Below are 14,456 nucleotides of genomic sequence, written 5' to 3'. Positions count from 1 at the left end.
ACAACATTCATGGAAAAATTCACTTTAGAAATATTATTTCAAATCATAGGAATCGGCTCAGCATCAGGATTATTTTATAATAATGATGCACTTTATGTAATTGGCGACAACAGTGGATTTTTATACGAATACAATATACAGAATCAGCAATTAAATCAACACGCTTTAATTGACAATCCAACACAGAATATTCCAAAAAACTTAAAACCCGATTTTGAGTCGCTGACAAATCATAATGACACTTTATATGTTTTTGGTTCTGGTTCAACCGAAAATAGAAACAAAATGATTGAGTTCGACCTTAAATCTAAAACTGTTTTACAAAAAAACAATTTGGTCGATTTATACGGTTTAATGCAAAATTTTGGAGAAATAAAACCAGAAGATTTCAATCTAGAAGGTTCTATTTTCGACGGCGAAAACTGGTATTTGTTTAATCGCGGCAATGGAGTTTCAAACAAAAACACCATTTTTACGATTCACGCCAAAAGTCTTGGTGAAGAATTTGCTTTAATTTCTGTTAATTATAAACTTCCAAAAATAAAAGGTATTCGTTCCAGTTTTACTGATGCAATTTTAGTCGAAGACAAAATCTATTTTCTTTCTACAGTCGAAAACACTAAATCAACTTACGATGACGGTGAAATCTTAGGAAGTTTCATTGGCCGAATCGATCAAAAAACCATGAAAATAGATTTTACTCAAAAAATTACTTCAACTAATAAATTTGAAGGTTTAACTTTTTACAAAAAAGAAAACAATAAAATTGAATTCTTGCTTTGCGAAGATAATGACACAGAAGTTTTAGAAACTAAGATTTATAAGTTGACGCTGCCAATTAAATAAAAACTATTCTACTACAATAATAACATGAAGACGCACTGCGGTGCGTCTCTACAATAAAACCTTTGAGCCTTTGTAGCTTTGTAACTTTGAACCTAAAAAAAATATTTTAATATTTTTTCACCCCTGTCCCAACCTTTTTATCTTTTTCTCTCTCTATATAAGAAAGACAACAATTGTGATAAACGAGACTCAAATAGCAAACTGTAAAAAAATGCATCGTGAAGCCCAGCGTCAGGTGTACGAATACATGGCGCCAAAGCTGTACCGCCTTTGCAAACGATATTTAAAAAAGGAAGAAGAAATCGAAGAAGCTTTGGCAGATTCTTTCTTTACCATTTTCACCAAATTGGATCAATTGAAAGAAGCGTATGCTTTTGAAGCTTGGGCAAGAAGAATAACGGTAAATCACTGTTTGGCGACCATTAGAAAAGAAACAAACTTCAATATGTATCTTGACGATGTTAAGCTGATTTCGCAGCCTTCAACAGATGAATTAACAACATTGGAAGAAGAAGATTTACTTAATTTATTAAACCATATTCCAGACGGCTGTAAAACAGTATTTAACCTTTTTGTTATTGAAGGTTTTGCGCACAAAGAAATAGCCGAAATGCTAAAGATCTCCGAGGGCACCTCAAAATCACAATTGAATGCCGCAAAAACCAAATTAAAAGAACTGGTTAATAAACTCTATTATCAAAAAGCAAAATAGTCATGGACAATCAAGATAAATTATTCGATAAAATAAAACAAGCTTCGCAAAATGCCGAGTTTAAAGACTTTCCAGGAATGGAAAAGGTCTGGTCACGCGTTGAAGAAAAACTGGACAAAAAAGAAGATAAAAAAACAATCGCATTGTGGAAAAAAATTGCTGTTGCTGCTTCTCTTCTTTTATTGATTTCTTTAGGTTCCCAATTTTTTCTTTCAGATAACAATGCTGTAACTGAATCTCCAAAAGTGGTAATTCAAGAAAATGAAAAACAAAAATCTAAAGAACCTGTTTTAAATCAAGAAAATACAATTCCTTCTTCTGGTTCCGGACTTATTTCAAATGAAGAAGCTGCTAAAATTTTAGAAAAACAAAATAAAGGACAAGAAGCTGTTGCCATTCATGAAACAGCAGCTCCAAATGCACAATCGATAGAGCCTTTAGCAGATAAAATAGTTTTAACAGAACCTGTTGGTTCAGCTCCTGCACTTGCTGCCCCAGTTCAACAAAATTATGCTGAAGAACAAGACAATGCTGCGTTTGCAAAAGAAGAAACAGTCTCAGCAGCTAGATATTCAAAAGCCAAAGAATCGGCTAAAGTCACTTATGCCGCAAAACAATTTCAAAGCGTTAAAAAAAGTACGCCTTTAGTAATTTTGAATGGGAATGCAGTAGCTCACAGCGATGATGCCAAAAAAGACAAAATGATGCAGGATGAGCTTCCGAATCTAAATCCCGAAAACGTAGATTCACTTGTAATTCTTGACGAACCTTTATATATTATTGATGGAATTTATTATTCAGAAAATGATTTATTTGGCAATAACCCAACGAGTCCATATGCGCCTTTAGACAAACAGGACATTAAAACAATAACCATTTTACAAGACCTTGAAGCTACAGAAAAATATGGCGAAAAAGGTAAAAAAGGAGTTGTCATAATTACTACAAAAACAGGGAAACCTACTCCGAAAAAATAATTCCAAGCTTTGTCAAAGTCTGCAGCTTTGACAAAGCTAAATCCGAACATTAATTCTTAAAACTTACTATCATGAAAAGTCTAAAACTTATTTCATCAGGCATTGCTATGCTTATATGTTTCGTAACCATGGCACAGCAAAGAACTATTACAGGAACAGTTATAGATGTAAATTCTGCTCCGCTTCCCGGCGCTAACGTCTTCATTAAAAAATCAAAAACATCTGCTGTCACCAATTTTGACGGAAAATATACTATTAAAGCTGAGAAAGGAGACATTCTCGTTTTTAGTTTTATTGGAATGAATACTGAAAATGTTGTTGTAAAAAATTCGAATGTAATTAATGTTACATTGAAAGAAAGTGCTAACCAACTGCAAGAAGTTGTTACAACAGCTTATGCTGCTACAAAAAAGAAAATGACAACAGGATCCGTAGTGATGATTCGAGGTACGGCAGCAGGCGTTGCAGTTTCATCAAATAACCAATATCTCGCAGCTCCGAGTGTTACTATGCGAGGCGTTGAGTCAATTTCTCCTAAAAATGAACCTATGTACATTGTGGATGGTGTTCCTGTAAAAGCAGATCAAATGGCAAAAATTAATCCGAATGATATTGATGATGTAAAAGTTCTAAAAGACGAATCGGCTGCCTCTCTTTATGGCAGTAAAGCTGCAAACGGAGCCGTTGTAATTGTCACTAAAAATGAACTTTATAAAAATCTTTCGGAAAAAGAATTAGACAAAAAATTAAACATTATTAGACCAATTCCAGCTCAACCAACTCAGGAAGATTATGATACTTTTGTTGAGAATGCTTTTGAAAGCCCAAAGACAGCTCCGCTTTCTACATTTTCTATAGATGTTGACAATGCTTCTTACACTAATATTAGACGTTTTCTGAACAACGGACAAGAAGTTCCAAAAGATGCCGTACGTGTTGAAGAAATGGTAAACTTTTTTAAATACAATTATCCGCAGCCAAAAGACCAGCACCCGTTTTCTATTAACACTGAAGTAAGTGACTCGCCTTGGAATTCAAAAAACAAAATTCTGAAAATTGGTTTGCAGGGAAAAAACATTCCAACAAATGATTTACCAGCTTCAAATCTTGTTTTCTTAATTGATGTTTCGGGATCGATGAGCGATATGAATAAACTGCCTTTATTAAAACAATCTTTAAAAATATTGGTAAATGAATTACGTGCAAAAGACAAAGTTGCAATTGTAGTTTATGCAGGAGCAGCAGGAATGGTTTTGAAACCAACTTCTGGAGATGAGAAAAAAACAATAATTGAGGCGCTTGATAAATTAGAAGCTGGAGGAAGTACTGCCGGTGGAGCAGGAATTGAACTTGCTTATAAAATTGCATCTGAGAATTTTATTAAAAATGGCAATAATCGCGTGATTCTAGCAACTGACGGAGATTTTAACGTAGGAAGTTCTTCTAATTCTGATATGGAAAAATTAATCGAAGAGAAAAGAAAAACTGGCGTTTTCTTAACTTGCCTGGGTTATGGAATGGGAAATTACAAAGACAGCAAAATGGAAATTCTTGCTGATAAAGGAAACGGAAATTATGCTTATATTGATAATATTCAAGAAGCCAATCGTTTTTTAGGGAAAGAATTTAAAGGCTCAATGTTTGCGATTGCTAAAGATGTAAAAATTCAGATCGAATTTAATCCAAAACAAGTTCAGGCGTATCGTTTAATTGGTTATGAAAATAGAAAACTTCGTCCAGAAGATTTTAAAAATGATGCTATTGATGCAGGAGAATTAGGGAGTAATCATACCGTTACGGCTTTGTATGAAATTATTCCAGCTGGCGTAAAAAGTGATTATTTAAATGTGCAGCCGGATGATTTAAAATACACTAAAACGGAAACTAATTCTGCTAATTACAGCAGCGAACTGGCGACAATAAAATTCCGTTATAAAAAACCTGACGGCGATAAAAGCATTGAAATGATTCAGGTTATTGACAATAAATTGGTTGCTTTAGACAAAGCAAGTGATGATTTAAAATTCAGTTCAGCTGTAGCTTGGTTTGGTTTAAAATTAAGAGATTCTAAATTGATTGCTGACAAATCATCAGAAGAAATTGTGAAATTAGCCAAACAAGGAATTTCAAATGACGGCGAAGGTTATAAAGCTGAATTTATCCGTCTTGTAGAGACTTCAAAGCAGTATAATTAATAAATATTTTATTACATTTGGGTTCTAAAATCTAAACACTAATTTTTTCGTAAACGTATGAACCCAATTTTAAGCCAAAATCTATTTTTAGTAAAAGAACATGTCGGAATGTTTAAAGCTGCTAACAACTATGATATTTATAATCCTGAAACGAATCAAATAACTATGAATTGTCGTGAGAACAATCTTGGTTTTTTCACAAAAATGCTGCGTTTCACAGATTATAAAAGAATGACTCCTTTTAATGTTGAAATTACAACGGCTTCTGGAGAAAAATTAATCTCAGTAAAACGAGGTATTGCAGTGTTTCGCTCAACGGTTGAAATTTTTGATGAGAAAGACAGATTAGTAGGAACCTTTAAACAAAAGTTCTTTTCTATTGGAGGAAAGTTTGAAATCATGGATAAAAATGAAAAACCTGTTGCGACATTACAAGGAAAATGGACGGGCTGGGATTTTAAATTTTCACACGAAAACAAGCAACTTGCTCAAGTAAGTAAAAAATGGGCTGGTTTAGGTAAAGAGTTTTTCACCAGTGCTGACAATTATGTACTTCAAATCGAAGACAATGTAGCATCAGACAGTTCGCTTAGACAATTAATTCTTGCTGCCGTAATGTGTATAGATATGGTTTTGAAAGAATAACAAAGTTGTTAAACTTAGATTAAGAAAATACTTGAAAGCATCATTTTAGTTTGCAAAAGCTTTATTTTTGTAAGACTTAAAATGATGCTTTCGGCATTTCTAAACAATAAATCATGACAAGCTTAAAAAATAAAAATGCTCTTATTACAGGAGCTGGAAAAGGAATTGGAAAAGCAATTGCAATTGCCTTGGCAAAAGAAGGCGTAAACGTCATTTTTGTTTCAAGAACTCAAGCCGATGTTGATCAATTGGCAGATGAAACGAATGATTTAGGCGTTAAATCTTTAGCTCTTTCTGCAGATGTATCGGACATTAATTCTATAAATAGTGCCGTTGAAAAAGCACTAGCTGAGTTTAAACATATTGATATTTTAATCAACAGTGCAGGAATTGCTTCTTTTGGAAAATTCCTTGATCTAGAACCTGCTGCTTTTGAAAAAATCATTCAAGTAAATTTAATGGGAACTTATTACGCAACACGCGCTGTAATTCCTAATATGATCGAAAGACAAACAGGAGACATTATTAATATTTCGTCAACAGCTGGTTTAAACGGCAATGCTTTAACAAGTGCATACAGTGCTTCTAAATTTGCAGTTTTGGGTTTAACGGATTCTTTAATGCAGGAAATGCGCAAACACAACATTCGTGTTACTGCTTTAACTCCAAGTACTGTTGCAACAGATATGGCAAAAGATTTAAACTTAACTGATGGGAATCCTGAAAAAGTGATGCAATCTGAAGATATTGCAGAATTAGTTATTGCGCAGTTAAAACTAAACCGCAGAGTATTTATAAAAAACAGCAGTATTTGGTCAACCAACCCTTAAAGTTACAAATCCCAACTTTAAAAGTATATGATGGAACAATATTTAAGACAATTAATAGCAATAGAATTTCAGGATAAAAAAGAAATTTTCACAGGATTTCTTATTGACTATTCTGATGACTGGATTCTGCTTCGAAACAATCCTGTTGATTACATTTTGGATGGTTTTGTCATTTTAAAAAATAAAAATATCGAAGCTGTTCATAGAGATCAGGATTTGGCTTTTATAGAAAAAGTGATTCGCTTAAAAGGTTTAAAAACAAATGCCGAAGATATTATTCCGATTCGGGATTTAAATTCGATTTTAAATTTCATCAACAATAAACACGGTATTTTTCAAATTTCTAAAAAATCAGCAAAATCAGCTTATTTAGGAAAATTAATTTCTTTAAACGACGAAGAACTTATAATTGATTTCTTGGATACAAAAGGTCAATTTGGCGGAGAATTAAGTTTTAATCCGCAAAAAATCCGAGTTATTGAATTTGATACAGATTATATTAATTCTTTGAAATTAGTAATTCCCGAAAACCAGAAGTAGATTTTTTATTATAAAACAACAAAGCCCTTTATAAAAAGGGCTTTGTTGTTTTTTGTCATTTCGACGGAGGAGAAATCACACTCGTAATTTCACATTAAAAATCAATAATCTTTGTCGACTCACTAGTGTGATTTCTCTCTTTGGTCGAAATGACAATACTTTGCGTATATCAATATCACATTAACTTTGTCAAAACTAAATTATGTTTTTAAGCTTCCGTTAATTTATTTATAAACTCTAAACGAACGCTTCCGTCTTCATCAATTTTAGTCAAATTAATTTCTTGCAAGGTATTTACAAGTTCTGGATTCCATGGTGTTTTTACTTTTACGTAATTCTCTGTAAAACCATGAATATAACCTTCTTTATTTTCACCTTCAAAAAGAACTGTTCTGTTTGTTCCTAATTGGGTTTCGTAAAAGGCACGACGTTTTTTTACAGATAAACCGCGAAGCATTTTACTTCTTTTTGCTCTTACATTTGCAGGAACAACTCCAGGCATACCTATGGCTTCTGTATTATCTCTTTCAGAATAGGTAAAAACGTGTAAATACGAAATATCCATTTCATTTAAGAAATGATAGGTTTCTAAGAAATGCTCATCTGTTTCTCCCGGAAAACCAACAATTACATCAACTCCTATACAAGCATGAGGCATCACTTCACGAATTTTATTCACTCGTTCAGTATACACTTCACGCAAATAACGGCGTTTCATTAATTTCAAGATATCATTGCTTCCTGATTGTAATGGAATATGAAAATGCGGTACAAAGGTGCGGCTTTTCGAAACAAATTCTATCGTTTCATTTTTCAACAAGTTTGGTTCGATCGATGAAATTCTTAAACGTTCGATACCCTCAACTTTATCTAAAGCTTGAACTAATTCCAGAAAAGTATGTTCATGTTTTTTATTTCCAAACTCTCCTTTTCCGTAATCTCCAATATTAACTCCAGTTAAAACAATTTCTTTAATATTTTGAGCCGAGATTTCTTTGGCATTCTGCAATACATTTTCTAAAGCATCACTTCTTGAAATTCCTCTCGCTAAAGGAATTGTACAATACGTACATTTATAATCGCAGCCGTCTTGAACTTTCAAGAAAGCTCGAGTACGATCTCCTATTGAATAACTTCCAACATAAAAATCAGCCTCAGCAATTTCGCATGAGTGAACTTCACCCATATCATTTTTACTTAAGTCATGAATATAATCTGTAATCTTAAACTTTTCTGTAGCGCCAAGTACCAAATCAACTCCGTCAACATTTGCTAATTCTTCGGGTTTCAACTGCGCATAACATCCCACGGCTGCAACAAATGCCTTATCATTAAGTTTCATTGCTTTCTTTACCACCTGCTTAAACTGCTTATCGGCATTATCTGTTACAGAACAAGTATTGATTACATAAATGTCTGCTACATCTTCAAAATCGACGCGGTCGAATCCTTCGTCATTAAAATTTCTGGCAATTGTAGACGTTTCTGAAAAATTCAGTTTACATCCAAGCGTATAAAAAGCAACTTTTTTTCTATTTTCCATGGGAACACACTACGTTTTAAGCAGTAAGATATTATATTTATATCTCTTTTAAAGAGTTTGCAAATTTACGTACAATATTCTTTAAAATAAAATCAATAATACACTATATATCAATATTTTGCATTAAACACCTATTTAAAATCATCTTAATTAACCATATCGCAAATCGCAGGCATAATTAATTGTAAAAAAACAAAATCAGGATTCAATAAGAATAAAATGACAAAAACATCGATTAAGTGCAAATTATATCGGTAAAGCGCATTTTTTTCAAGTTATGGCTTAAAATTTTCTTACATTTAACTTTGTTTAAGTCTTTAGCAAGATTTAATTAAGATTCTAAAAAAATGACCGTTATTAGTAATATTATAACAATTCGAGCATAACTATTTTGAAATTCAATCGTTATGTTGTTGTTTTGTTACAAAAAGCATGGGAACGCCGAAAACCAGAAAGAGTAGGCAACAATTAAAAATTACAAATTCCATTATGAAAGCATTTTTACCCACAATCTGCTTAATGTTCTTAACCATTTTTAGTTCGCAGGCGCAAACTAATACTCCTGCTGCAAATCCATTTCCGTCTATCAGTACCTTAACAACTTGGGCGAGCTTAAATTCGCAGTCTCAATTTGATATTGCCATTCGTGCTGTTGGATTTAAATTTGAAGTAAAAGAACCAGGAGAAGGATCTACAGCTTATACTTATATTCGTAAAGTTACTGTAAACGAAGTAAACTATACAGACAGAATTGTTTACAGAATTACAAACAATAACTCAGCAAGTATTATTTCATTAGTAACAGCTTCAACTGATTTGGTAAGTTTATACACACCTCAATTGGCTACTTTTAAAAATAACAATTGTAAAACTGAAATGTCTAAAGACAAAAACACAACTTGCAGCTGCTACGAAAGTGCAAACTTTGCGATTGATTTATGCGACGAGCGTGTTAAATTGACAATGGGAGACGGAAATAAATATTTTGTTTCTGTAGCTAAAAAATAAAATACTTTTCAGGTATTTACAAAAACTTCGAGCTGTTTTCCAAATCTTTGCAAATCTTAAACGAGATAAGTTTACAAAGATTTGGGACACAATTCTTAGAACAACATTATAAGTTTGGGTTCTTTAACTCATACCAAACTTCTAATTCTTCTTGATATTCAAAAGAATTTACATATCGTAAACCTAATTTTTCGAGTATTTTTCTTGAATTATCATTGCCCGCATCTGCATAGGCATAAACAGCATCAACTTTTAAATTATCAAAAGCATACTCTATAAAAGCTTTTCCTGCTTCGGTTGCATATCCTTTGCCCCAATGTTTCTCTATAAAACGATAACCAATTTCGTAGAAATTTTTATGGTTGTTAATTTCATCCGTAATAAATTTAATCCCAGACCAACCTAAAAACTCATTTGTTTCTTTTAGAATTACAGCCCAGCGTCCAGTTCCAAAATCTTTGTATTGCTGCTGAAGATTTTCAATGTATGCTGCACTCTGTTCAATGGTAGTAACAGGTTTCTTTCCAATGTAAATATGAACATTCGGATTAGAATCTAATTCAAACATTCCATCAACATCTGAGACAATTACTTCGCGTAATAGTAAGCGTTCCGTTTCGATTGGTTTTTTCATCTAAAATTAATTTAGAATAAATTTTTGTACTACTTCGGCAACGCCGTTATCATTATTTGAAGCTACAATTACATCTGCTCTATCACGTAATTCAGGTGTTACATTATCTACCCAAACTCCTAATCCAGCATATTCGATCATCGTTAAATCATTTCCTGCGTTTCCAACAGCGATAATTTCGCTTTGATTAATATTTAGTTTTTCAGCTAAAAGTTTTAAACTAGCCGCTTTATCAATTCCTTGCTGTGCTGCTTCTAAGAAAAATGGTTTAGACATCGAAACGCTTAAATGTGGCATTTCTATAATCAAATCATTTTCTACAGATTTTAAATAGGCAGGGTTTTCCAGTAAAATACATTTTACAGCTGGTCGATCGATGTAATCTTTAAAACTTACCACTTTGCGATGCGCCATTCCTGTAATTTCCTTTTCAACCTCAATATATTCAGAATCTGTTTCGCTTATGATTTCATCATCCAAATAGGTTATGATATGCGTTTTTGTTTTGACGCTGTAATCATACAATTCGTGAATTTGCTTAACCGTTAATTTCTGCTCAAATAAAATTTGATCATCTTTTGCCTGACTTATAATAGCACCATTAAATGAAATGATATATGAATCATTCAAATCTAATTCTAATTCCTTAGCATAAGCCGTCATGGCAGAAGTTGGTCTTCCAGAAGCCAAAACGACATAAACACCTTTTGCCTGAGCTTCTAAAAGTACTTTTTTATTTAAATCAGATATTTTGTGGTCGTCGGTCAACAAGGTATCATCCATGTCGAGAACTAACATTTTGTATTGCATGCTTTTTAAGTTTTCAGTTTCTCGTATTCATTCTGCCTTACTAAAACTATTCATTTCAGACTGAATACTGATAACTTTTTAAATACTCATTCTGAAATTTTCGATAACTGGATTTGCTTTTGCAAAATCTGTTTCTTGAATAAAAATCTCAACAGCCAGATCTGTACGAGGAAAACCTCCTAAACGAGACGATTGAATATTATCTTTTTTAACTGTTTCTACTCCTGCTTCCTCTAATCTTTCCTGCAAAGCAATTGCTAATACTTCACTTCCTGAATACACTTTCATTAATCCCATAACACTTTATTTTTTTCTGATTTCTGACTATTCTTCCTCTTCGATATCTTCTTCATCCTCATCCAATTCTTCTTCACCTTCTTCATCCATATCGAAAAAATAAGGTTCTAACAGCATTTTATCTGTCAGGATCTCGATACGTTCTGTCAAAGTTTCAGCAAAAACGATACGCTGTGTTTTTGCAATACTGTTTGAAATACGCATTATTTTAGTTTCATGACGCAATTTCAAAATAGGATCAGCATCATCTAAAATAAACATTTTTAAACGGTTTACATTGTAACCAGCCGTCGAAAACATGTCGCTTAATTTATTTGGTGTACCAATTAAAACATCAATTCCCGTAGAAACATAATTTTTATCGTAATCCATGTCGCCTTTATCATGTACACCGTAAACCTCAAGATTAGTATACTTTCCATACTTTTCAAAAAGTTCTTCCATTGCAAGAACCTTTTCTTTATCTTCAACAATAATCAAAGCACGAGGCGATTCTTCGGTTTTTCCTGCCAATTGCTGAATAACATTCAATACAATCGTAGTTGTTTTACCACTTCCTTCCGGAGAAACAATCAAACAATCCGCACCGCTTTTTATAGTCGAAAAAGTTTCCTGCTGTAAAGCATTTGCTTCTGTTAAACCATTTTCAATTAGGGCGTCTTGTAATTTCTCGTTTATTTTTTTTAGTTTCATTTTTTTTATGCTTTAAGCTTTAAGCTATACGCCGTAAGCAAAAATTATTTATAATTTTAACAGCCTAAAGCTTAAAGCTTATAGCCTATTCCGCGAAGCACTTATTTGCTTGCGAACATTTTCACATCAGTTTCAGAGATTTCACTTCCTCCTAAAATAATCAATCTCTCAACTACATTTCGAAGTTCACGAATATTCCCTGTCCAATCGTATTCTTGTAATAATTTTATAGCTTGTGCCGAAAATCCTTTTACAGCATTTCCTTGTTCTGAAGCAATTTTTTCTGCAAAATGCTTAATCAAAGCTGGAATATCATCACGTCTTTCATTCAATGGCGGCACTTTTATTAAAATGACTGCCAAACGATGGTATAAATCTTCACGAAAACGGCCTTCGGCAATTTCTGTTTTTAAATCTTTATTGGTTGCGGCAACCACACGAACATCTACTTTAATGTCTTTTTCAGCTCCCACTCTAGTAATCATACTTTCTTGAAGTGCTCGCAAAACTTTGGCTTGCGCCGAAAGACTCATATCTCCAATTTCATCTAAGAAAATAGTTCCTTTATCAGCAGCTTCAAACTTTCCAGCACGATCTTTAACTGCTGATGTAAAAGCACCTTTTACGTGTCCGAACAACTCACTTTCAATTAATTCACTCGGAATTGCAGCGCAATTCACCTCAATTAAAGGATAATTAGAGCGCTCACTTTTTTCATGCAATTGATGCGCGACTAATTCTTTACCTGTTCCGTTTGGACCTGTAATTAAAACTCTGGCTTCTGTTGGAGCTACTTTATCAATCATCACCTTAATATGATTAATTGATTCGCTCTCGCCTATCATTTCATAATTCTTGCTGACTTTCTTCTTTAGAATTTTATTTTCAACAACTAATTGTTTTTTGTCTAAAGCATTACGAACTGTATTCAATAAACGATTCAAATCCGGCGGTTTTGAGATATAATCAAAAGCTCCTAAACGCATGGTATGAATTGCTGTTTCCATATCGCCATGACCAGAGATCATAACCATCGGAATTTCTGGTTTTATTTTTTTTGCTTCTTCTAAAACCTCAACACCATCCATTTTTGGCATTTTGATATCGCACAAAACCAAATCGTAATCGTTGTTTTTTATTTTTTCAAGACCTGCAGCACCGTCTTCTGCTTCATCTACCTTATAGGAATCATTTTCTTCTGATAATATTTTTACCAAAACTCTTCTGATCGCTGCTTCGTCTTCGATAATTAGTATTTTACTCATTTTTTTTAAGGTTCTGAGGTTCTAAGATACTAAGGTTCTGAGGTTTTTCTGCAAGAAGCTAAAAAAATCTTAGCATCTTAGAACCTAAGTACCTTAGTAGCTTTAAAAATTAATATTTAAGCCACTTATACAATTCCTTCCAAGTTGGCTTTTTGCCGTACATTAAAATACCTACGCGGTATATTTTTGCAGCAAACCAAACGACAAGGAAAAAGGTAGCAAACAATAATGATACCGAAATTGCAATTTGCCACCACGGCACGCCAAACGGAATACGCATAAGCATAACAATTGGCGAGGTAAGCGGAATCATTGAAAATGCAACTGCAACTGTCCCGTGAGGATCATTTACAACTGTAAAAAATCCGATATAGACACTCAAAATAAGAGGCATTAAAATGGGCAGTAAAAACTGTTGAGAATCTGTTTGATTGTCAACTGCTGCACCAATTGCCGCATAGAATGAACTGTACAGAAAATATCCTCCAATAAAATAAACTATAAATCCAATTATAATACTCGCAATTGGCAGATTCCATAATTCAGTAATATACATTTGTGCTGAACCCGAAAGTTGGTGCTGTGCTGATTGCATTAATTCTGGCGAAATTCTAGCCGTTGGACCAACGTTAACTCCAAAAAATGTCGAAGCAGCAAACATTAATCCTAAACCAATAATTGCCCAAATCATAAACTGTAAAATTCCAGCTAATGAAGTTCCAACAATTTTACCAATCATTAACTGAAATGGTTTTACTGATGAAATAATGATTTCGATAATTCGATTGGTTTTTTCTTCGATTACACTTCGCATTACCATGTTTCCGTAAATGATAATAAACATCATAATCAAATAACCAAAAGCGCCTCCAATTGCAATTTTTATTTCGTTCAAGCCTTTTAAACTCTCTTCTCCAGATGCTTTTATCAAATGAATATTGACATCTGACTGTGCTTTTTGAATTGCTAAAGTGTCTAGTTTTGCTTTCTCTAGATTTAGTTTCGTTATTTTATTGCCAATGATATCTTGTGTGTTTTCTACAAAAGAAATACTTGGACTATTATTTGAAATAAATTCAATTTTACTTTCTAAATCTTTAATATCAGCTGTTTTTGGAATAACTATTAAACCGCTGAAATTTTCTTTTGTAATACTGTCTTTTAAAGCTTTTACTTCAATTTCAGATAAATTAAAGTATTTAAATTCGGCGCCTTTTTTATTCTCTTTTAAAAAATCTGCCGCAAAAAGCCCAGTTTCGTCATGAATTGCAATACGCTTTGTTTCTGCTTTCATCGAACTCAAATAGCCAATAAATACAGCTATCGCGACAAATAAAAGCGGACTCAAAAAAGTCATGACAACAAAAGATTTATTACGAACTTTTGCAATGAATTCTCTTTTTATAATCAACGAGATGATACTCATAAATGTTTTTTAATTTTCAAATCTAAAATTCCAAA

The 14,456-nt window shown here is 33.0% G+C and carries 15 protein-coding genes; 8 read left to right on the top strand and 7 right to left on the bottom strand.

The genetic code is table 11. The features are described 5' to 3' along the window. The first annotated feature begins 9 nt into the window (after nucleotides 1-9). The 7 genes from BOW57_RS00240 to BOW57_RS00210 all read left to right on the top strand — a co-directional run bounded on the left by BOW57_RS00240 (nucleotide 10) and on the right by BOW57_RS00210 (nucleotide 6,745). On the top strand, nucleotides 10-846 hold the full coding sequence (locus tag BOW57_RS00240; RefSeq protein ID WP_129052625.1) for a hypothetical protein: 837 nt from the start codon (nucleotides 10-12) through the stop codon (nucleotides 844-846). A 211-nt stretch (nucleotides 847-1,057) separates the two neighbouring features. Then, the gene (locus BOW57_RS00235; RefSeq protein WP_129052624.1) at nucleotides 1,058-1,558 is read left to right on the top strand and encodes an RNA polymerase sigma factor; all 501 of its coding nucleotides are present in this window, start codon (nucleotides 1,058-1,060) and stop codon (nucleotides 1,556-1,558) included. A 2-nt stretch (nucleotides 1,559-1,560) separates the two neighbouring features. Continuing rightward, complete coding sequence (locus BOW57_RS00230) at nucleotides 1,561-2,535, top strand: hypothetical protein (RefSeq protein ID WP_129052623.1); 975 nt, start codon at nucleotides 1,561-1,563, stop codon at nucleotides 2,533-2,535. A 71-nt stretch (nucleotides 2,536-2,606) separates the two neighbouring features. Continuing rightward, the gene (locus tag BOW57_RS00225) at nucleotides 2,607-4,730 is read left to right on the top strand and encodes a VWA domain-containing protein (RefSeq protein WP_129052622.1); all 2,124 of its coding nucleotides are present in this window, start codon (nucleotides 2,607-2,609) and stop codon (nucleotides 4,728-4,730) included. Nucleotides 4,731-4,787: 57 nt separating this feature from the next. Then, nucleotides 4,788-5,375, top strand: a complete 588-nt coding sequence (locus tag BOW57_RS00220; protein ID WP_129052621.1) for an LURP-one-related/scramblase family protein — start codon at nucleotides 4,788-4,790, stop codon at nucleotides 5,373-5,375. 113 nt (nucleotides 5,376-5,488) lie between these two features. After that, nucleotides 5,489-6,205: a 3-ketoacyl-ACP reductase gene (locus tag BOW57_RS00215; protein WP_129052620.1), complete on the top strand. Its 717-nt coding sequence runs from the start codon at nucleotides 5,489-5,491 to the stop codon at nucleotides 6,203-6,205. A gap of 30 nt (nucleotides 6,206-6,235) precedes the next feature. Beyond that, entirely contained in the window at nucleotides 6,236-6,745 is a 510-nt protein-coding gene (locus BOW57_RS00210) for a hypothetical protein (protein WP_089052888.1), read from the top strand. A 208-nt stretch (nucleotides 6,746-6,953) separates the two neighbouring features. Here the strand turns inward: BOW57_RS00210 and mtaB are convergent, their stop codons facing one another. Further along, the gene (gene mtaB, locus BOW57_RS00205) at nucleotides 6,954-8,288 is read right to left on the bottom strand and encodes a tRNA (N(6)-L-threonylcarbamoyladenosine(37)-C(2))-methylthiotransferase MtaB (protein ID WP_129052619.1); all 1,335 of its coding nucleotides are present in this window, start codon (nucleotides 8,286-8,288) and stop codon (nucleotides 6,954-6,956) included. A 489-nt stretch (nucleotides 8,289-8,777) separates the two neighbouring features. Between mtaB and BOW57_RS00200 the strand changes: the two genes are divergently transcribed. Continuing rightward, nucleotides 8,778-9,296 (top strand): hypothetical protein, encoded by a 519-nt coding sequence (locus tag BOW57_RS00200; RefSeq protein WP_089053087.1) that lies wholly within the window; start codon nucleotides 8,778-8,780, stop codon nucleotides 9,294-9,296. Between the two features lie 106 nt (nucleotides 9,297-9,402). On the opposite strand, the gene BOW57_RS00195 is transcribed toward BOW57_RS00200, so the two are convergent. The 6 genes from BOW57_RS00195 to BOW57_RS00170 all read right to left on the bottom strand — a co-directional run bounded on the left by BOW57_RS00195 (nucleotide 9,403) and on the right by BOW57_RS00170 (nucleotide 14,421). Continuing rightward, complete coding sequence (locus BOW57_RS00195) at nucleotides 9,403-9,930, bottom strand: GNAT family N-acetyltransferase (protein ID WP_129052618.1); 528 nt, start codon at nucleotides 9,928-9,930, stop codon at nucleotides 9,403-9,405. Nucleotides 9,931-9,936: 6 nt separating this feature from the next. After that, entirely contained in the window at nucleotides 9,937-10,740 is an 804-nt protein-coding gene (locus BOW57_RS00190) for a Cof-type HAD-IIB family hydrolase (RefSeq protein WP_129052617.1), read from the bottom strand. Nucleotides 10,741-10,818: 78 nt separating this feature from the next. After that, nucleotides 10,819-11,037, bottom strand: coding sequence for a putative signal transducing protein (locus BOW57_RS00185; RefSeq protein ID WP_089052884.1), 219 nt, complete (start codon nucleotides 11,035-11,037; stop codon nucleotides 10,819-10,821). A gap of 27 nt (nucleotides 11,038-11,064) precedes the next feature. Beyond that, nucleotides 11,065-11,730, bottom strand: coding sequence for a DEAD/DEAH box helicase (locus tag BOW57_RS00180; RefSeq protein ID WP_089052883.1), 666 nt, complete (start codon nucleotides 11,728-11,730; stop codon nucleotides 11,065-11,067). Nucleotides 11,731-11,831: 101 nt separating this feature from the next. After that, a complete protein-coding gene (locus BOW57_RS00175; protein ID WP_089052882.1) occupies nucleotides 11,832-12,995 on the bottom strand; it encodes a sigma-54 dependent transcriptional regulator in 1,164 nt (387 codons plus the stop codon). Between the two features lie 109 nt (nucleotides 12,996-13,104). Further along, nucleotides 13,105-14,421 carry an ABC transporter permease gene (locus BOW57_RS00170; RefSeq protein WP_129052616.1) on the bottom strand — a complete coding sequence of 439 codons (1,317 nt, stop codon included), beginning with the start codon at nucleotides 14,419-14,421 and terminating at the stop codon, nucleotides 13,105-13,107. Nucleotides 14,422-14,456 lie beyond the last annotated feature (35 nt).

Source organism: Flavobacterium sp. YO64 (assembly GCF_004119505.1).
Lineage (GTDB): Bacteria > Bacteroidota > Bacteroidia > Flavobacteriales > Flavobacteriaceae > Flavobacterium > Flavobacterium oncorhynchi.
The sequence above is the reverse complement of the archived record's forward strand: the minus strand, read 5'-3'. Positions and strand labels throughout refer to the sequence as shown.

Bases quoted from the DNA above. Each gene is read 5' to 3' on its own strand.
- BOW57_RS00240 (WP_129052625.1), top strand. From the start codon at position 10: ATGGAAAAATTCACTTTAGAAATATTATTTCAAATCATAGGAATCGGC.
- BOW57_RS00235 (WP_129052624.1), top strand. From the start codon at position 1,058: ATGCATCGTGAAGCCCAGCGTCAGGTGTACGAATACATGGCGCCAAAG.
- BOW57_RS00230 (WP_129052623.1), top strand. From the start codon at position 1,561: ATGGACAATCAAGATAAATTATTCGATAAAATAAAACAAGCTTCGCAA.
- BOW57_RS00225 (WP_129052622.1), top strand. From the start codon at position 2,607: ATGAAAAGTCTAAAACTTATTTCATCAGGCATTGCTATGCTTATATGT.
- BOW57_RS00220 (WP_129052621.1), top strand. From the start codon at position 4,788: ATGAACCCAATTTTAAGCCAAAATCTATTTTTAGTAAAAGAACATGTC.
- BOW57_RS00215 (WP_129052620.1), top strand. From the start codon at position 5,489: ATGACAAGCTTAAAAAATAAAAATGCTCTTATTACAGGAGCTGGAAAA.
- BOW57_RS00210 (WP_089052888.1), top strand. From the start codon at position 6,236: ATGGAACAATATTTAAGACAATTAATAGCAATAGAATTTCAGGATAAA.
- mtaB (WP_129052619.1), bottom strand. From the start codon at position 8,288: ATGGAAAATAGAAAAAAAGTTGCTTTTTATACGCTTGGATGTAAACTG.
- BOW57_RS00200 (WP_089053087.1), top strand. From the start codon at position 8,778: ATGAAAGCATTTTTACCCACAATCTGCTTAATGTTCTTAACCATTTTT.
- BOW57_RS00195 (WP_129052618.1), bottom strand. From the start codon at position 9,930: ATGAAAAAACCAATCGAAACGGAACGCTTACTATTACGCGAAGTAATT.
- BOW57_RS00190 (WP_129052617.1), bottom strand. From the start codon at position 10,740: ATGCAATACAAAATGTTAGTTCTCGACATGGATGATACCTTGTTGACC.
- BOW57_RS00185 (WP_089052884.1), bottom strand. From the start codon at position 11,037: ATGGGATTAATGAAAGTGTATTCAGGAAGTGAAGTATTAGCAATTGCT.
- BOW57_RS00180 (WP_089052883.1), bottom strand. From the start codon at position 11,730: ATGAAACTAAAAAAAATAAACGAGAAATTACAAGACGCCCTAATTGAA.
- BOW57_RS00175 (WP_089052882.1), bottom strand. From the start codon at position 12,995: ATGAGTAAAATACTAATTATCGAAGACGAAGCAGCGATCAGAAGAGTT.
- BOW57_RS00170 (WP_129052616.1), bottom strand. From the start codon at position 14,421: ATGAGTATCATCTCGTTGATTATAAAAAGAGAATTCATTGCAAAAGTT.